The organism is Dorea sp. D27, from assembly GCF_001185345.1.
Lineage (GTDB): Bacteria > Bacillota > Clostridia > Lachnospirales > Lachnospiraceae > Extibacter.
The window spans coordinates 395,134-414,308 of record NZ_KQ236745.1 but is presented as its reverse complement, the minus strand read 5'-3'; the positions used below and the strand labels follow the sequence as shown (position 1 = coordinate 414,308).

Annotated in this window: 16 protein-coding genes and 1 riboswitch; all 16 genes read right to left on the bottom strand. The window is 50.6% G+C overall.

What is annotated here, in order from left to right:
- Positions 1-3: 3 nt before the first annotated feature.
- Entirely contained in the window at positions 4-1,002 is a 999-nt protein-coding gene (locus HMPREF0980_RS13125; RefSeq protein ID WP_049729545.1) for a lipoate--protein ligase, read from the bottom strand.
- A gap of 15 nt (positions 1,003-1,017) precedes the next feature.
- Entirely contained in the window at positions 1,018-2,448 is a 1,431-nt protein-coding gene (gene gcvPB / locus HMPREF0980_RS13120) for an aminomethyl-transferring glycine dehydrogenase subunit GcvPB (RefSeq protein ID WP_049729544.1), read from the bottom strand.
- Positions 2,449-3,762 (bottom strand): aminomethyl-transferring glycine dehydrogenase subunit GcvPA, encoded by a 1,314-nt coding sequence (gene gcvPA / locus HMPREF0980_RS13115; RefSeq protein WP_049729543.1) that lies wholly within the window; start codon positions 3,760-3,762, stop codon positions 2,449-2,451. It lies immediately after the preceding gene.
- Positions 3,763-3,774: 12 nt separating this feature from the next.
- Complete coding sequence (gene gcvH / locus HMPREF0980_RS13110; RefSeq protein WP_049729542.1) at positions 3,775-4,155, bottom strand: glycine cleavage system protein GcvH; 381 nt, start codon at positions 4,153-4,155, stop codon at positions 3,775-3,777.
- Positions 4,156-4,195: 40 nt separating this feature from the next.
- Positions 4,196-5,284, bottom strand: a complete 1,089-nt coding sequence (gene gcvT / locus HMPREF0980_RS13105; protein ID WP_049729541.1) for a glycine cleavage system aminomethyltransferase GcvT — start codon at positions 5,282-5,284, stop codon at positions 4,196-4,198.
- Between the two features lie 151 nt (positions 5,285-5,435).
- Positions 5,436-5,525, bottom strand: a riboswitch (glycine riboswitch).
- 117 nt (positions 5,526-5,642) lie between these two features.
- On the bottom strand, positions 5,643-8,432 hold the full coding sequence (locus HMPREF0980_RS13100) for an ABC transporter permease (protein ID WP_242847409.1): 2,790 nt from the start codon (positions 8,430-8,432) through the stop codon (positions 5,643-5,645).
- Positions 8,429-9,109, bottom strand: a complete 681-nt coding sequence (locus HMPREF0980_RS13095) for an ABC transporter ATP-binding protein (protein ID WP_049729539.1) — start codon at positions 9,107-9,109, stop codon at positions 8,429-8,431. Before HMPREF0980_RS13095 ends, HMPREF0980_RS13100 begins: the two co-directional genes overlap by 4 nt.
- 57 nt (positions 9,110-9,166) lie before the next feature.
- Positions 9,167-10,081, bottom strand: coding sequence for a sensor histidine kinase (locus tag HMPREF0980_RS13090; protein WP_242847408.1), 915 nt, complete (start codon positions 10,079-10,081; stop codon positions 9,167-9,169).
- A gap of 45 nt (positions 10,082-10,126) precedes the next feature.
- The gene (locus HMPREF0980_RS13085) at positions 10,127-10,795 is read right to left on the bottom strand and encodes a response regulator transcription factor (RefSeq protein WP_049729686.1); all 669 of its coding nucleotides are present in this window, start codon (positions 10,793-10,795) and stop codon (positions 10,127-10,129) included.
- 179 nt (positions 10,796-10,974) lie between these two features.
- Positions 10,975-12,081, bottom strand: coding sequence for a hypothetical protein (locus tag HMPREF0980_RS13080; RefSeq protein WP_049729537.1), 1,107 nt, complete (start codon positions 12,079-12,081; stop codon positions 10,975-10,977).
- A 114-nt stretch (positions 12,082-12,195) separates the two neighbouring features.
- Entirely contained in the window at positions 12,196-13,116 is a 921-nt protein-coding gene (gene tsf / locus HMPREF0980_RS13075; protein ID WP_049729536.1) for a translation elongation factor Ts, read from the bottom strand.
- Positions 13,117-13,166: 50 nt separating this feature from the next.
- A complete protein-coding gene (rpsB, locus tag HMPREF0980_RS13070; RefSeq protein WP_049729535.1) occupies positions 13,167-13,916 on the bottom strand; it encodes a 30S ribosomal protein S2 in 750 nt (249 codons plus the stop codon).
- A 216-nt stretch (positions 13,917-14,132) separates the two neighbouring features.
- Complete coding sequence (locus HMPREF0980_RS13065) at positions 14,133-15,380, bottom strand: C40 family peptidase (RefSeq protein WP_242847407.1); 1,248 nt, start codon at positions 15,378-15,380, stop codon at positions 14,133-14,135.
- Between the two features lie 144 nt (positions 15,381-15,524).
- Positions 15,525-16,610: a C40 family peptidase gene (locus HMPREF0980_RS13060; protein ID WP_049729533.1), complete on the bottom strand. Its 1,086-nt coding sequence runs from the start codon at positions 16,608-16,610 to the stop codon at positions 15,525-15,527.
- A 239-nt stretch (positions 16,611-16,849) separates the two neighbouring features.
- Complete coding sequence (locus HMPREF0980_RS13055) at positions 16,850-17,929, bottom strand: C40 family peptidase (protein WP_049729532.1); 1,080 nt, start codon at positions 17,927-17,929, stop codon at positions 16,850-16,852.
- A gap of 29 nt (positions 17,930-17,958) precedes the next feature.
- On the bottom strand, positions 17,959-19,041 hold the full coding sequence (locus tag HMPREF0980_RS13050) for a C40 family peptidase (protein ID WP_330375911.1): 1,083 nt from the start codon (positions 19,039-19,041) through the stop codon (positions 17,959-17,961).
- Between the last annotated feature and the right edge of the window lie 134 nt (positions 19,042-19,175).

The window sequence follows — 19,175 nt, the reverse complement described above, 5'->3', positions numbered from 1 at the left end:
CTTTCAAAATTCTGCCGCTGACAGCCATGTGATGATATCCGCCAGCATCGCTTCTTCCTGCCCGTCATCAGACCAGAAGAGCCCGAGCTGCGCGCACACGGCAGAGCGCCTGTAATCCAGATTCTTCATATATTCCGGCAGCGCAAGCATGAAGCCCGGCTTCATGGAATCCGACCAGACAGCCACATCTTCTATCCTGCCATTCTTCACCTTGAACTGTAATGTTACATTCCCCCATGAAAATTGTTGGGAAAGCTCATGCTCGAATTCCATCCTGCGTCCATAGGTCCACTCCCAGGATGCATATTTATGCTCTGCCGCCGACAGCCCTGCTCCTTCAAATTCTCTTTGCCCGCGAAGTCCGGACTGTCTTCCGTACACTTCCTCAAATGCCCGGCGCAGCGATATTTTCAGCTGGTCAATGGTCAGTTCCGGACGGAGCTGCCTCAGATTGACGACTCTCGACCTGACAGATTCCACACCCTTCGACTTCAGCTTCTCTTTTGACACGGTCAGGTATTTTGACAGTTCCCCGATATTGACATCGACCATCAGCGTGCCGTGATGATAACAGTAAGATCCCTGTTCATAGAACGCGTTGCCGGAGAACTTCTTTCCCTGCGCCAGTATATCATTGCGCCCGGACTTCTCTGCTTCTATGCCGAGCTTCTGCACCGCACGCACGATGACCTCCAGCTGTCTGTCCATGTCATAATTCCCTTTTCTTATCAGAAAGGTGAAGTTCAAGTTGCCCAGGTCATGATATACCGCGCCGCCGCCGGACAGGCGGCGTACAAGATATCCGCCGTCGTCCTTAAGCCTGCTGACAAGGCATTCCTTCCAGGCATTCTGGTTCCGACCGATGACGACCGTATTGGCATTCTGCCAGAGATACAAGATACACTCATCCTCTGCGCAGCTTAGAAGAAGCTGCTCTTCCAGCGCCAGATTCTTCCGGGGGTCTGTCTGTTCTGCCTCTATGTATGTGATTCGTTCCACCATATGTCCATATTCTCCCTATGCTTCAAAATGGTAACGAAGGACCGGATGTCTGGCGGCACCCACCTCATCAAGCCTTGACACCGGCGTGGCCGTCGGCGCGTCATGCAGACGCTGTGCATCTTCCTCCGCCTCGTGATACAGCCTGCGGAATACCTCTATCGCTTTGTCCAGCGTCTCTTTCGATTCTGTCTCGGTCGGCTCAGCCATAAGCGCCTCTTTTACAATGAGGGGGAAGTACATGGTAGGCGGATGGATGCCGTTATCGAGAAGCCCCTTGGCAACATCTGTCGCGGCTACCCCGGTCTTCTTTTTCAAGTCTTCCAGGCTCATGACAAATTCGTGCATACATACTTCGTCGTAGGCCATCGTGTACAGGTCTTTTAACTTATACATCATGTAGTTCGCATTCAATACCGCGTTCTGGCTTGCCTCACGGATTCCTTCTCTCCCAAGTGTCAGCATATAGGCCAGAGCCCGTACGACGACGAGGAAATTTCCGTAGAAGCTCTTCATCTCGCCGATGCTCTCCTCCGGCCTGGCGAAGGACAGCCGTTCTTTTCCGTCCACAAGTACGGAAGGAAGGAACGGGACAAGAAAGTCCTTGCATCCTACCGGACCGCTTCCCGGGCCTCCGCCACCGTGCGGGGTGGAAAATGTCTTGTGCAAATTCATATGGATGACGTCAAATCCCATATCTCCTGGTCTCACCGTTCCCATCACCGCATTCAGGTTGGCTCCGTCATAATAGTTCACGCCGCCGCAGCTGTGGATGATTTCGGTAATCTCCAATATATTCTTGTCGAACAGACCTACCGTATTCGGATTAGTCAGCATCAGGCCTGCTATGTCGTCTCCTGCCGCTTCTTTCAGCTTCCCGATATCCACGCATCCGTCCGGACCGGAAGGCACGCTCACGACAGAATAGCCGGCCATAGCTGCACTTGCCGGATTCGTGCCATGTGCCGAATCAGGAACGATGATCTTCGTGCGTTTCTTGTCTCCCCGGCTTTCATGATACGCCTTGATCAGCAGCAGACCTGTAAATTCTCCGTGGGAGCCTGCCGCCGGCTGCATCGTCATGCGGTCCATCCGTGTGATTTCACAGAGATACTCTTCCGCAGTCTTTATGACTTCAAGGCAGCCCTGTACCGTATGTTCCGGCTGCAGCGGATGAACTTCTGTAAATCCCGGCAGGTCAGCCATGTCATTATTGATCTTCGGGTTGTACTTCATCGTGCAGGAGCCGAGCGGATAGAATCCATCGTTGACCCCGTGGGACTTTTTCGCCAGCTCCGTATAGTGCCTGCTCAAATCATTTTCCGACATCTCCGGCAGATGCAGCTCCATCTTCCGCCTGTCTTTTTCTGCAGGCTCCACTTCCGGCACATCACACGCCGGAAGCATATCCATTCCTCTGCCCGGTCTGCTTTTTTCAAATATAAGCATCTACTGCACCTCCTTCAGTATACGGACTACCCTGTCGATATCCTCTTTTGCGTTCCTCTCTGTACAGCACCAGAGCATATTACCGTCCGCAAGCGGATAACCTCCGAGAATCCCTTCCTTTTCCAATGCTTCCAATACTCTGTCTGCCGGCACTTTTGGGCTGGTGACAAATTCATGGAAGAATTCTGCCTTGTTCAGAGTCTTATAACCAATCGCATCCAGTTCCGCCGCCATATAATGGGCCTTAGACATGCACTGCCGTGCGGCTTTTTGGATACCGTCCCGCCCCATCGCCGCCAGATATACGCCCACTCCGAGCGCACAGAGCGCCTGGTTGGAACAGATGTTGCTGGACGCCTTCTCCCGCCGGATATGCTGCTCTCTCGCCTGGAGCGTCAGCACATATCCGGTTCTTCCTTTAGAATCTTTCGTCTCACCAACAATGCGGCCCGGAAGTTTCCTTGTCATCCCTTCCACGCAGGTCATGAAGCCGAGATACGGCCCGCCGAAGCCCAGCGGAAGCCCTAGCGGCTGCCCTTCACCGACAGCCACATCGGCACCGTACTCCCTCGGCGTCTTCAGAACGCCAAGCGATATAGGGTTCACGCCCATGATATATCTGGCACCCGCACCATGGGCGATCTCGCCTGCCTTTGCGGCGTCTTCCAGATTGCCATAGTAGTTCGGATGCTGGATATAGACGCAGGCTGTCTGTGCGTCAATATGTGCATCCAGCCAGGACAGGTCTGTTACGCCGCCGGCCTCCGGTATTACTTCCAGCTCCATCTCATTGCCAAAGCAATAGGTCCTGACCGTTTCCAGTACATATGGAGGTACCGTTGCCGATATGAAGGCCTTCTTCCGTTTCCGTTCCCGGCACATGGCGACACCTTCCGCCGCGGCCGACGCTCCGTCATAGACGGAAGCGTTGGAGGCGTCCATACCGGTCAGGTCACAGATCATCGTCTGATATTCGTAGATCGACTGGAGGATTCCCTGGCTAATCTCAGCCTGGTACGGAGTGTAGGCCGTCATCAGGTTCTCTTTTGAAGTGACGCTTTTCACGATAGCCGGTATAAAGTGGCGGTAGGCCCCGGCCCCTCTGAAAACGATAGGAAATACCGTATTTTTGGCAGCCATCTGCTGCATCCTCCTTCGGACCTCCAGTTCGGACATGCCTTCCGGCAGATCCAGGACGCCCTTTACTTTTACTTCATCCGGAATGTGGATGAACAGATCATCCATGGAAGAAAAGCCAATTTCGGCCAGCATGGCCTTCTGCTCTTCTTTGGTGTTTGGAACGTATGAGCCCATAGGAACACCTCCTTACTCTTTCTCGCTCTCGACAAATGCTTCATACTCTTTGGCTGACAATAATTCTTCCTTGTCAGACACGTCCTTCACTTTTACGAACCATGCTTCATAGGGCGATTCGTTGATACGTTCCGGAGCGTCCAGCAGTTCTTCATTGATCTCGCTCACAACGCCGGATACGGGCGCATATACGTCCGAAACCGCCTTGACCGATTCCACGTCTGCAAATGACTCTCCCACCGTTATCTCATCCCCCTCCTCCGGGAGGTTGACAAATACAAGATCGCCAAGCTCAGACTGTGCATAGTCTGTCAGGCCTATCACAAACGTTCCGCCTTCCTCTTTTACCCATTCATGTGATTTGGAATACAATACTCCTTGCTCTAATTTCATACGATCCCTTCCTTTCTTGTTCTTTTATTCTATCATCCGTTTACTTGCTTCTTTTATAAAATGGAAGTGCGGTAATCTCCGCTTCTACCATACGGCCACGTACTTCTGCCGCTACCTTTGTGCCCGGTTCCGTATATTCCGCCTCCACAAGTGCCATGGCCACGGGGTAGCCAAGATAAGGACAGTGCGTGCCGGACGTCGTGTGTCCGATTACGGTATCCCCCATATATACATCCTGATGCTCCCGGATGATTCCCCTCCCGGTTACTTTAAGCCCTACCCGCTTTCTCTTTGGCTCTCCTTGCTCTTCCATGGCTTTCTTGCCGATAAAGTCTGCCTTGGCCAACTTGACCGCAAATTTCAGGCCTGTCTCAAGCGGTGTCACCTCTTCGTCCATCTCATGTCCGTAGAGCGGCATGGCCGCCTCCATACGCAGCGTATCCCTGGCTCCGAGCCCGCAAGGAATCAGTCCGTCCTCCTTTCCGGTTTCCAGCAGAAGATTCCACATCTGCTCTGCTTTCTCATTGTCCAGATACAATTCCACTCCATCTTCACCGGTATAGCCTGTCTTTGACACGATGCAGGGAATCCCGCCTACTTCAGCCTCAAATACCGCATGGTAATACTTCTGGGGAATGCATTCCTCCTCTGTGAGCCTGCGGAGGATATCCATGGCCTTTGGCCCCTGGAGCGCGAGCTGTGCGTAACAGTCAGAAACATCAGTAAAAACAGCCTCTCCCGACTGGTGTGCCACCATCCATTCATAATCCTTATCTTTGTTTGCGGCATTGACTACGATAAAGTAACGGTCATCCCCTTCTTTATAGACTATCAGGTCGTCTACCGTCCCTCCATCCTCATTGCACATCGGACTGTACCTCGCCTGTCCGTCTGCCATCCCTTCAAAGTTGTTCGTAAGCAGCATCTGCAGATTGGAAAGTGCATCCCTGCCCTCACACCGTATCTCTCCCATGTGGGAGACATCAAACAGCCCTGCCTGTGTCCGCACTGCCATGTGCTCTTTCATCACCCCCGTACCATACTGCACGGGAAGTATGTATCCGGCAAACGGGACCATCTTCCCGCCTGCCTTCACATGCGCTTCGTAGAGTGGTGTCTTCAGCTCCATATCTCTACCTCCTTCATAGTCTGTATAGATTATCTTTACAAGTTTATATCGATAATGGGCTGCTCCTGAGTCTGCTGCCTCCGATGATACAAAAAGGGGCAAATATAAATATCACGCTGATATCCATACTCACCCCTGTCTTCCAGAGTATCGTCCGAACTTAATTCCTTTGCCTGAGAGTTTCGGTCACCCCTTTCCCCTTCGGCGCTATCACTCAGATAGACTCTCTTAAATCCATCACCCGATATATGAAACTATCTTGATTATACTGGGCTTTGAATTATCTGTCAATAATTGTTTTTTATTAACATTTCGCTCAATTGATTTATATTTCACATAAATGTCTATATGTTGTCAATCAGTACATTAGTGCCAGCCGCCGCGTCAGCTCTGTCTTCTCCATCCTTTTATAGACAATCGCAGGAACGGAGGCACAGATGCATGCAAGCACGAAGATCATAACCGCAAACAGAGCCCAAGGATAGGTAAATGTAAAGTATGCAAGCCTGGCCTTCATATACATGCATACAAGACCAAGTATGCCGCTGCCTGCCGTCAGCATAAGCCCTGCTGTCAGAAGACAGTAATACAGGCCTTCTGTCATAAGCATCCGCTTAAGCTGCCTGTGCGTCATCCCCATGCCTTCCAGCAGTGCCAGCTCTTTCTGCCTCGACCAGATGCCTGTCACCATGACATTCAGGTAATTCATAAGTCCGGCGAATATCAGTATCATGCCGAGCACGCCCAGTATGAGCCGGCTTCCCTGCATATATCTTTGGGCCTCTAAGAGCAGGCCCGACTTGCTGAGGACAAAGAGCCCTGCCTCTTCTCCGCGTCTGATGTTCTCCCTGCCTGCTATCTGCTGAATCGCTTCTACTGCGGCATGCTCCTTGCCTTTCTCCACGCTCAGCTCCAGAAAAAAGGTCTTCTTTGTAATCCCAAGCTTTTCAAATCCTTCCTCGCTGATAACAAAATAGTCGATGCGGGGCCCGTGCCACGTACGTTTTAATTCCGGGAATCCCTCCGCACTCGTGTCCATATAGCCGCACAGCGTCATCGGCTCCGACCTTTCCGTCTTTACCTCTCCCATCTCTTCCAGCTCCTGCACGGAGGCATCCATCCGCCTGTCACGTTCTTCTTTGGACCATAGCCTGGAAAATACGATCGGTTCCCCGACACTTTCCACGGCCTGCTTTTCCTTGTCCGGTGAAAGGATATGGTCGTGCAGGTACAGTACGCCGGTGCCATCTTCCAAACTCTCCATATCGGCCTCCGAGCCGCTCTCCCTGGCATATTCCTTCAGCTCTTTTATCTCTTTCCTGTCCAGAATCTGTATCGTACAGCTTCCTGCCGCCTCGATAAGGTCTATGACCGTGCCGATGCTGTCATCGTAATTCTCATCTGTCTCCTCCTCTTTGTCCCTCACCAGCGGGCGGACACCTTTTTTCGTATATTTCGGATACATGTATCCGCCGACAGCCGCGTATGATTTCTCCTTATCCACCCCGTCCACGGCCAGCAGCCGTTCAGTTACTTCCTCGCTTAACGGCGAGAACGTATCGTAATCGTTGTCTGTCAGAAGGGCAAAGTTATCCCCTTCTGTCTCCAATGGGTCCTCCTGGGGGGCTCTGCCTTTATATTCCTCTCCATATCCCTGCGACTTTCCCCATGGACCAAATGCACCGGACACGAGAAAGTCCGGCCTGCTTTCTATCGCATGGCTGTAATCGGTCCCCGCTGCAATTACGGCGGCTCCCAGAGCCACCTCCAGCCCGAGGAACAAGGACAGAACCGTACGCAGGCATCTGCCGCGGTGGCGGAACAGGTTCTGCCACGCCATGTGGCACACTTCCCGTTCCGGCGACCTCTCTCTCCTTCCAACCGCGCCTTCCTTTGGCTGCCGCCTTGTCTTCTTCTGCCCTGTTCCGGTATAGTGCAGCGCCTCTACACAAGAACGGCTGACTGCACGGCAGATCGTCTCTGCCGCAGCGCCTAAAACCACTAAGCCTGTGAAGATTACGGCAAGGGCAACCAGCTCCGGGCGAAGCACCTTTAGCCCTGCTGCCCCTCCGTACCGGAACAGGTACTGTCTGCCGAGTATCCGGGGAATGGCGGCTGACAGAATCACTATGGATAAGATCACGCCCGTGGGAATCCCCATATATAAGATGCGCCATATCTGCCCGAAGTAGATGCGGCGGACCTGCTTTTCAGTCGTGCCGACCGTATTCAGAAGGCCGATCTGCCGGATATCCTTTGCCATGGATATGTGCATAACGTTATGTATGAGGAAAAAGATGCTTGCAAGCACGAGCGCTGCACCGGCTGCCGCCAGGCCATATCCTCCCATAAACCGGTTCACGGCTTCATATGTGTATGTATTGCCTCCTGTAAACCTCTGAGACGTGCTGTCCATTTTGATATCGTCATAGAGCCTTTCTTCCGTCCTCCGCCCGTCCATGCTGTCTTTCTGCCGGATGAGAAGAGCATCCGGCCTCTCAATGCAGCCGCCCCACTTCACCAGCTTCTCTTCTGAAATGTATCCTTTTGCCGTATGTGAGGACGGTTCCGCATAATCTTCGTACCAGCCGCACAGGGTAAATGTCTCTTCTTCTGTCCGAAACAGCCCTATTTCTACCGTAAGCCGGAATTTCATCCCCTTCTTGGGCTTACGGATGCCGAGATGTTCCAGCGCCCGAAGCGGCAGCATAAGGTCTTGCCTGCCCTCCGGATAGTCCCCGTTTATACCTGTATATGCAGGCCTTTCCATCACTTCCCACGCCGTATTGTCCAGATATGTCATCTCGCAGAGAGGTGTGCTGTCCGGTTCTCCATATGCATACCCAGGGGTGCTGCTTCTTCCCACTTCCTTTATGTAGCTTAAGCTCTTAATCTTTTCATACTGTCCCTTCGTCGGGTCTTCCAGATATGTGGCAGCCGCCGTACCGTCCTGCCGCACGGACTTCAGGTATTCCGCCTGAATCTTCCCGATGGAAACGCCGAACACCATGCAGAGCGTCACGATGCCAAGCACTACCGCGCCGAATAGGATCCGGTTCCTGCCTCTGCCTGCCTTCCCAATCTTCCTTGACAGCATACGTATGACCTGGCTATTTGTATTGGGAACATGGCCGCTGCTTCGTCTCATAGCTGTTCCTCCTGTCCCCATATCTTACCGTCTTCGATACGAACAATCCGGTCCGCCATCTGGGCCGCTTCTTCTTCATGGGTGACGATTATGAGCGTCTGATGGAACTGCCTGGCACATGTCTGAAAGAGGCCCATGACTTCCATGCTTGTCCGGGAATCCAGATTGCCGGTCGGCTCATCTGCCAGGATGATTGCCGGCTTGACGGACAGCGCTCTCGCAATTGCCGCCCTCTGCTGCTGACCGCCGGAGAGTGTCTCCGGCATCTCGTAAAGCTTCTCCTTCAGCTTCAGCACTTCGGCAATATGGTCTATATACGCTTCGTCAACCGGAATCCCGTCCAATCTGAGCGGCAGAACGATATTCTCGTACACGTTTAATACCGGCACGAGATTGTACTGCTGGAATACAAATCCGATATTTCTTCTGCGGAAGATGGTACGTTCTTCCCTGTCCATATCCCTCAGGCTGTTCCCTCTGATCCATACCCCGCCCGCGGTCGGCTCGTCCAGCCCGCCCATCATATTCAGAAGGGTGCTCTTCCCGCTGCCGGAACTGCCGACGATAGCCAGGAATTCCCCTTCCTCAACCATCAGGCTCACTCCATCGAGCGCACGTACCTCGTTTGCCCCATTTGTATAATACTTCCTGAGACCTGCTGCTTTCACCATCTCCATATGCTGTCTCCTCCTCTTGCATACTGCTGTATATAAGTGCCAGTATAGAGGATAAATCTAACAAAGTTCTAACAACTGAATCTCTACTTTTACCCCCGGTTCCATCCTGCCTATCCTCATGAACCCGCCATGACGGGTTACAATCTCTTTTGCGAGGTACAGACCGATGCCAAACCCTTCCTCGGACGTGACCCGGCTGCCCCGGTAGAAACGCTGGAATACCTTGTTTTCCTCCCCTTCCGCTATGCCGATTCCGAAGTCCCGGACCTGGATGCAGCAGAACATCTCATTCTTTACAGCGGATACTTTTATCAAGCCTTTGGCCCTGCTGTACTTTACGGCATTGTCCAGTACATTTACCAGGGCTTCGCCGAGCCAGCCGGCATCATGGGGGCACTGTATCGTCTCCGGGACTGCCGTCTCGACAGTGATTCCTCTTTCTTGCGCCTTCCGTCCTATCTGCCTTAAAGCCCCGGATATCGTGGCGGACAGATCTGTCTCCTCCTTCCTGACCTGTAAGATGTGGTGCTCCAGGCGGGACATCTTGATGAAGCTCTCCACGAGAAAATGCAGTTTCTGTTCCGCACATCTTACTGCCTCCAGATACTCCTTCGAATCTCCATCTTCCATGCTTTCCTCCTGCAGAAACTCCAGATAAGTTTCCATATTCGTAAGAGGCGTACACATCTGATGGGCAATCTCCGTAATCAGCTGCTGTATCTGCGCGCGGCTTCTCTCCACCTCTTCCTGCCTGCCCACCGTCATCCTCTGGATTCTGGACAGCATATGCTCAATATGGGCATAGAGCGTTTCCTCACAGGCAGACACGCCTGTAACCTCCTTTCCATTCAATATGTCGGCAGCCAGCTCTGCTATCTCTTTGAGCTCCTTCTCCCGTCCTCTCCTCTGCCTGTAATACGCAGCCCCAAACCCGGCGCACAGCCCGCCAAGGCCGGCTCCAATCAGTCCCATCCACATGTGCTTCCCGTCTGTCCCTTTCCTTTGTACCTTGCTCTGTCATTTACCAAACCTGTACCCTATGCCGAACACATTCTCTATGTACTTCTCCCGTCGTTCTTTTGGTTCAATCTTCTTTCTCAGCCGGTTCACGGTGACGCTGACCGTATTCTCACCGACAAATTGTCCGTCGATGTCCCAGATATGCTCCAGTACACTGTCCTTCGTCAGCACCTGTCCCTCATTCTCCATCATAAATTCCAGAAGGCGGTACTCCTTTGGCGTTAGATGGACTTCCTCTTCTCCAACCCAGACCTTCTTCTTACCCGGATGCAGCCTTAATCCGCGGCAGGAAAGCACTCTCTCCTGACCGCCGCATCGACGCGTCACCGCCTCAATCCGTCTTAAGAGCACTTTCATCGGAAACGGCTTCACCACATAATCATCCGCGCCTGCATCAAAGGCCGCCAGCATGTCTGCCTCTTCATCCCTTGCCGTCAGGAAGATGGCCGGTAATTTCCTTCCCTTTGAGATGTCTTTAAAAAGTCCTATCCCGCTGCCGTCCGGAAGGCCGATATCCAATATGAGCAGCGCTGTCTTTTCGTCCGCCGCGACCGCTCTTGCCTCCTTACACGTATAAGCCTGCAGCGTCTCATATCCTTCTTTTTTCAAGGCAATATCCAGAGCCTTGTTCAGCAGCCTGTCATCTTCTATGATTCCTATCGTCATTTTATTTTCCTTTTTTACAATTTTTCTTAATCCGACGGTTATATTATATAATAGCAGAGCGGGATACACAAGCAGCGTCCATATCCGTATCACAGGAACAGAAAGAGCCGGAACGGGGAAGGAAGATGTCTCGTAAGACAACATCTTCCCCCGTTCCGGCTCTTTCCTGGTTTCCTTGATTATTTCAACTGCAGCTCTTCTGATAAGTATATCTGTTGACCATCCTTTTCGATGATCTTCGGCATGATGACCGGGAACCTGCTGCCATCTTCTAATTCCATGATATTGGTGGCACTGCCCCAGAGTTCAATCTTCTCGCCGGCCTGCATCTGCGGAAGCTTGATGGCTGCGTCTTTCGTATCTGTATATCCTTCGTAGATATAGTAGATCTGTCCTGATTCATCTTCTGCCATGTAGAAAGAAGCTTCACTTTCCATCTGTATGTTTATCATATTTTCCCTTATGCCCGAAGCTTTGCCCTGCACCGCACCTTTACTGTGAAAACCGGCCGTCGTAGATTCCAGGTCCTTCACCAGCTTATCGTAGTCCTTGGCATAAGGCTTCATGCTTTCCTCTGCATTCTCTTTTACTTCAGTAATCTTTGCGGCTGCTTCCTGTTTCTTTTCTTCTGTTGGAATATAGCTCGTATATGTAAACCTGTCTGCAGACGCAATCTTTATCCGCGCAAATCCCTGGCTGTTGGAAAACGTAAGATAATCTACAGGTCTGTCTTGTTCTTCCATCGTCAGGATATAGGTATCACTTCCATTTTCATGTTCATATCCATCCTTTTTACTCAACAGCTTCTCAGCATCTTTCTCAGGAGTGTTCAGGCAGATTCCCTGCTCGGTCACGAAAAAATCAGAAGAGGACGTGTCTGAAGAAGCGTATGCCTCGACCTGGATTACCTGGCATTCATCCCCCGCTTCCAGCAGGTCCACTGTCTGGTTAACAACAACGGCATTCATTTTTCGTTCTTCTTTTGAAAAAGTAACGTCGATACTCTCTCCGGGCTGCAGCATAACTTCTCCGCCCTCATATCGTTCCAGTGACATATCCCACCCCTGCCCGGTAAAGTCACCTACACTGGCCGGAAGTTCATAATAGACGCCATCGAGCACAAATTCCGGCGTGCCATCATTCTTCAGCATCGAAAGAATCTCCTTATCCGTACAGTATGCAGGCCCGCTCTGTCCTTTTTTATCTTCCTGACCTTTTGCACACCCGGCTAATACAGATAATGTCAACAAGCCTGCAACACACAGGCGGATATAGTGATTCCTCATATTTTCCTCCTATTACAAATCGCCTGATAAAATTGAGGGCATATCACTTTCGCAATATACCCTCGACATTCATACGTTTTCAACTAGCATTCTACCATTATTGCGATTGAGAAATTAGTTTCCCATCTGTGCCGCTACTTCAGCCGCGAAGTCTTCGTTCTTCTTTTCAAGTCCTTCTCCGGTCTCAAAACGGATGAATCTCTTCACTGACATATTCGCACCAGCTTCTTTAGCAACCTTCTCTACATACTTGGCAACTGTCAGGTCGCTGTCCTGTACATATACCTGGTCAAGCAGGCAGATTTCTTTCATCTCCTTGTTGAGACGTCCGATGATCATCTTCTCGATAATGTTGTCCGGCTTGTCAGGATTCTCTACTTTAGCCTGGGCAAGCAGAATCTCTTTTTCATGGTCGATATATTCCTGTGACACTTCCTCACGAGACGTATACTTCGGAGACATTGCAGCAACCTGCATAGCCACGTTCTTCAGGCATGTTCTGATATCGTCGTTGACAACATCTGTATCTGCTTCTACAAGAACACCGATACGTCCGCCACCATGGATGTAGGATACGACACATCCGTCCGTCACTACTTTTTCAAATCTTCTGATGTTCAGGTTTTCACCTATAACAGAGATTTTTTCTGTGAGGGCATCTTTCACCGTCTTAGAAGTATCTTCCTTCCATGCCTCAGCCATAAATGCATCCATATCAGCCGCGTCCGTGCCGACTGCCTGTTCTGTCACCGCTTTGACGAATCCCTGGAACTCGGCATTCTTTGCCACGAAGTCTGTCTCGGAGTTCACCTCTACGATTGCCGCTGTCTTATCATCTTTTACCTCAGCCATGACAAGACCTTCTGCTGCGATACGTCCAGCCTTCTTCTCTGCTTTGGCCTGTCCGTTCTTCCTCAGGTATTCTACTGCTTCATCCATATTGCCGTCTGTCTCGTTAAGAGCCTTTTTGCAGTCCATCATACCTGCGCCTGTCATCTCTCTTAACTCTTTTACCATACTAGCTGTAATTGCCATCTTATCGTCCTCCATCTACAATTATAATCAGGAAGTTCCCTTCCTCTGAATTAGTTTGCTTCTGCTGATTCCTCGTAAGCGTCTTCGCCTTCTACGTATTCTTCTTCGTATCCGGTTGCTCCCTGGTTAGCTTCGATAACAGCATCCGCCATCTTGGAAACGATTAATTTAACTGCACGGATAGCATCATCATTTCCTGGAATCACATAATCCAGCTCTTCCGGGTCGCAGTTCGTATCAGCGATTCCGATAAGCGGAATGCCAAGCGTATGTGCTTCCTGTACACAGATTCTTTCTTTCTTAGGGTCGACTACAAAGATTGCATCCGGCGCTTTCTTCATCTCTTTGATACCGCCAAGGTTCTTCTCAAGCTTCTCCCACTCTTTCTTCAGCTGGATAACTTCTTTCTTAGGCAGCACATCAAAAGTACCGTCTTCTGACATTCTTTCGATTTCTTTTAAGCGGTTGATTCTGCTCTTGATCGTCTTGAAGTTCGTGAGCATGCCGCCGAGCCATCTTTCATTTACATAAAACATTCCACAACGTTCAGATTCCGTCTTGATAGCGTCCTGCGCCTGCTTCTTCGTACCTACGAACAGGATGGATCCGCCTTCAGCCGCGATATCAGAGATTGCCTGGTAAGCTTCATCTACTTTGCCTACAGACTTCTGTAAATCGATAATATAGATACCGTTTCTCTCTGTGTAGATGTATGGAGCCATCTTAGGGTTCCATCTTCTTGTCTGATGTCCAAAGTGGACACCTGCTTCTAAAAGTTGTTTCATTGATATAACACTCATGTCTTTTCCTCCATTTGGTTTTCATTCTTCCGCATACTTCTTTTCTGTAAGACCGTCTCATCTGAGCTTAGGCACCGATACAGACAACCATATGCGTGTTTTTTTGCGACTGTTGTATATTACCACAAAAAGCCTGTAAATGCAAGGGTTTTCTTGCATTTACAGGCTCGATTCTACATTTTCTGATGATATGGATATCCGTCCCGCTCTTCCCGATTACCAGTAACGTCTGACACCGAGGACGGTCCTGTAGTTCGCCGGGCTGCTGATCTTGATTCCGCCGGCCGGATATGGCTTGCTGTTGGATGCGTGGACAATCTGGTTGCCCCCTATGTATATCGCGACATGGTCGCTGTACACGATGACATCGCCTGGAAGTATATTAGAATATGCTACTGCTTTCCCTCCGGCGAGCTGTCCCCACGAATCCCTCGGTGTCGAGATGCCGAACAGCTTGTGTACCGATTGTACAAAGCCGGAACAGTCAGCTCCGTTTGTCAGGCTCGTGCCCCCGTAGACATAAGGATTGCCTACATATGTACATGCTTTTGACGCGATCTGCTGTCCGAGAGACGCGTTGCTTGGCTTATTCGTACTGTTGCCGCCGTTATTATTGGACGGCTTGTTCGTATTACTGTTATTATTCGAGGGCTTGCTGGTGTTATTGTTGTTTGTAGGTTTGCTCGTATTGTTATTCGCATTGCCGGACGGCTTCGACGTTCCGCCTGTGCCGGCGTTGTTTGTATTCCCTCCGGATGACGGCTTGCTGCTGCCGTCTGCCGTTTCATCGGAGCCGCCTTCTTCGATAGCCGCCGTCATGTTTTCCGTATCTTCCGTCAACTCTCCGAGCTGCTCGGCAGCTTCTTCCTTTGCAGCGGCCAGCTGTGTGTCAAAATCGGCTATCTGGCTTCTCATACTGGACAGTGTACTTTCCAGACTCGTCTGCTGGCTGCTCAGGTCTTCCGCCATAGCCTCCATCTCAGCTTCACCGGACTCCAGTTCCTCTTTCAGCGACGCGACCTCATTTTTCGTATCCACATATTCCTTGAGCATCTTTCTATCGTAGGAATGTACTTTCTGCACGTATTCCGCCTTATTGACCAGATCGGAATAGCTCTTGGCAGACACGACTGTCTCGAGAAAGCTCGTATCGCCCTGTTCATACATGTACTGGATGCGAAGCTTCATCGCCTCATACTGTTCCTGCTCCTTTTCGCTGGCTTCCTTATAATCACTCTCAGCCTGCGCGATACGTTCTTTCTGCCCAGCCATATCCTGCTTCAAGGCGTCAAACTGTACGAGTAGGCTGACCAGCCTGGCATTGACACCCTCAGCCTGGGCTTCCACTGCCTGCTTCTGACCTTCCAGGTCCTCAACGCCGTCAGGCGCTGCCATTACAGGAGCTACAATTAAAGAACTCATCACTAAAGTAGTGATGAGTGCCTGTCCTAAACGTTTTTTCATATTCTCACCCATCCTTATTAATCATTGGACGGCAGAAATTCATATCTTCTGCCGCGTTCTCTCATACGCCCCCGCATATCTAAGGTCAGAATACTACATTTTTCTATTTTTTTCAAGATATTTACATAAATTGCCAGTTTTTTCCTACCAGTATCTTGCATATCCTACTGCTCTTACATTGCTGACCATAATATTCGTACCGGTCTGCTGCGCCTCAATCATCTTGCCATTGCCGATATAGACACCTACATGCCCGGGCTTCCAGGCGATATCTCCCGGCTGTGGATTGGATACTTTCTTTCCGGCGGCATATTGCGCCTCAGAGTTTCTCGGAATCGATATCCCTGCCACGCGGTGGGCATACTGGACGAGCCCCGAGCAGTCAAGCCCGACTCCTGGTGTCGTTCCTCCCCACTTGTACGGAACGCCGAGCTGTGAATAAGCAGCGCTCACTATCGCTTGTGCGACAGACGTATCTCCTTGTCCCTGATAGGACGGCTGAGGAGCGGAAGGCGTACTGCCGCCTCCGGTGCTTCCTGAACCTGCATTGCCCGACGGAGCCTGTGCCGTCTCCTGCTGCCGTGCCTGCTGCTGTCTTTCCTCTTCCTCTTTCCTACGTTCTTCCGCAGCTTTTTCAACCGCCGCCTGTATCTCTCCGTCGAGGTTGGCAATCTCTGCCTGCTTGCTCTCAAGTGTCACGTCAAGGCTGTCCTTGTCCGACTCGAACTGCTGCTGCATGCTCTCCATGCTGGCCATCTCATCTTCCAGCGTATCCTTAAGGTCTGCTACCTTCTGCTTCGTCTCCACATACGCTGTAAGCATCTGCCGGTCATATGTATGTACATTCTGGACATATTCCGCCTTGTTGACAAGATCCGAAAAGTTCTTAGCGGATACAAGCGTCTCTACAAAGCTCGTGTCTCCCTCCTCATACATGAATTTGATGCGGAGCTTCATGTCTTCATATTGCTCTTCTTCCTGCTTCTGGGCTTCTTTTAAATCATCTTCCGCCTTTGTAATCTCTTCACCCTTCTCTATCAAATCACTTTCCAGCTGGCTGATCTTGGACACGAGTTCTGTCAGTTCCTCCTGAAGGGAACCGACTTCGCTCTCGGCTGCCGCTTTATTCTTCTTCAAATCCTCCACTGACGGCTCTGCAAATACTGGAGTCGCGATGAGCACGCTCGCCACGGAAGCTGCTATGACAGCCTGGGTCAGTCTATTCTTCATATTTTCACCTTTCCTGTAAATTGTTCTTTTTATTCTGCGTGTGTTCCATGCCGCATACCTGCTGCACCGCTGGCGCTCTTCGAGATATGCCTGGCTAAAATTTCATATATACATGTAAAGGATACTATATATTGTTACCGGATTCAACATTTTTCTGTAAAATGCGACAGGTAAATTATAGAACAGGTAAAAGTTCCGGTACAAAAAACGGACCGGTCGGGACCGGTCCGCTGATTTTATTAGAAAATTCTTCTGACACATTTGATAGGTCTGTATGTAGCGCTGCTGATCTTAATTCCGCCTTCTGGATAAGGTGCGGAATTTGAAGCATGCACGATGCTGCCTCCACCGATGTAGATGCCGACATGCCCGCCGTAGAAAATCAAATCTCCGGGCTGAGCCTCCGAATAGCTTACCGCCCGGCCACAGCCTTCCTGCGCGGCGTCGTTATGAGGAAGAGATACTCCGAACGCTGCATATACCGCCATCGTAAAACCAGAGCAGTCGGTTCCATTCGTCAGGCTGCTTCCGCCATATACGTATTTGTTGCCCACGAACTGGCACGCATAATTGGCGACTGCTGAGCCGTTGCCGCCGGAAGGAGGTGCGTATTGTTTGTCATCATTACCGCCCCCGTTTTCTGAACCGCCCTGGCCTGCGCCATTTGCATTTGCCTCATCCTGTCCGCCTGCTTCTCCTGCTGCCTGCTGCTCTTCCACCGCTGCCGCCAGCGCATCCTGAATGCTCTGGTCCAGCTGTGCGATCTGAGACTGCTTGGAAGAAATCGTGCTGCTTAAAGATACTTTCTCCTCCTCCAGAGCGGCCTGTTTGGACTGCATATTTTCAACTTCCGTGTCCAGGCTGTTCTTCAACGTCTCAACTTTTTCTTTTGTCTTAATATATTCTTCGAGTTTTTGCTTATCATAACTGTGCACATTCTGCACGTATTCCGCTTTGTTAACCAAATCGGAAAAGCTCTTCGCAGATAATAGTGTCTCTACAACGCTGCCGTCCCCTTCTTCATACATATACTGGATACGTAGCTTCATGTCGCTGTACTGCTGACGTTCCTGATAGGCCGCTTCTTCCAGCTCTTCGTTCGTCTTCACTACCGCTTCCGTCTTTTCTTCCAGTTCCGCTTCCAGTGACGTAATCTTGGCTAACGTAGCGGACAATTCGCTCTGCAGGGAATTGACCTCGCTCTCGGCTGCCGCCTTGCTGTTCTCCAAATCGTCTACCGACGGTTCTGCGAACACGGGCGTTACAACCAACGCCCCCGCCAATAATGAAATAGTACACACTTTACACAGTTTCCTCATAAGTCTCTCCTTAGTCTAAGTATTTCCCCTTACCAGTAACGTCTGTACCATGGTGAACCATATACATTCGCTACCCTAACTACATCCCCTGTGTGTGGTGCATGAATCATCTGTCCATTTCCTATATATATGCCAATATGGGTTCCGTAACATACCAGGTCTCCCGGCTGCGGGCTGCTGACAGCTTTTCCGCCGCCTCCCTGCACCTGTGATGTACGTCCGATACTGATTCCGGCTACTCTGTGACAATATTGCGTAAGTCCTGAACAGTCAAGGCCTACTCCCGGTGTCGTGCCTCCCCATACATATGGCACGCCGAGCTGGCTGTACGCTGCGCTGACTATCGCCTGCGCCGTAGCGGTATTACCTGTTCCGGTATAATCGATACCCGAGGAACCGCTTCCGCCGCCGTTTCCACTGCCGGAGCCACCACCTGTACCGGAACCGCCGCCACCGTTATTGTCTGCTGCCGCCTGACGTTCCGCTTCCTGCTGTCTGGCAGCCTCGGCTGCCGCGGCCTCTGCCGCCGCCTGTATCTGTGCGTCAAAATCTGCGATTTCTGACTTTTTCGTCTCAATCGTCGTGTTTAATTCATCTTCTTTGCTTTCATACTCAGACTGCATCCCCTCCAGGTTCGTCTTTTCTTCCTCCAGAGTCGTCTTTAAATCTGCAATCTTTTTCTTTGTATCCACATATTCCTGGAGCTTGTCACGGTCATAGTCATGTACATTCTGTACATATTCGGCCTTGTTGACCAAGTCTCCGAAATCTTCTGACGTTACAATCGCCTCTACCGCGCTCGTATTGCCTTCCTCATACATGAACTGGATACGGAGCTTCATGTCCTCATACTGCTGCTTTTCAAGTTCTTCTGCTTCCTTAAGATCCTCTTCTGCCTTTGTGATTTCCTCCCCTTTGGCAATCAAGTCTTCCTCCAGCTGCCCGAGCTTGTTCAGCAGGTCTGTCAGCTGACTCTGCAATGAACTGACTTGTTCTTCCGCCGCCTTCTTGTTCGCCTTCAAATCATCTACCGACGGTTCTGCGAACACAGGCACAGCAATCAAAGAACTGGTCAGCATCACCGTCACCAACGTAGCTTTCCATCTCTTCATACTAATCATCCTTTTTACTTATTTTTAACTCCCTCATTCGTCTAACATAGACATAGTACCCCTACATCTAGGAATGATTATACCTTATACTGCCAAATTTTGCAATAAAATTTAATAATTTCGTAACAATTATC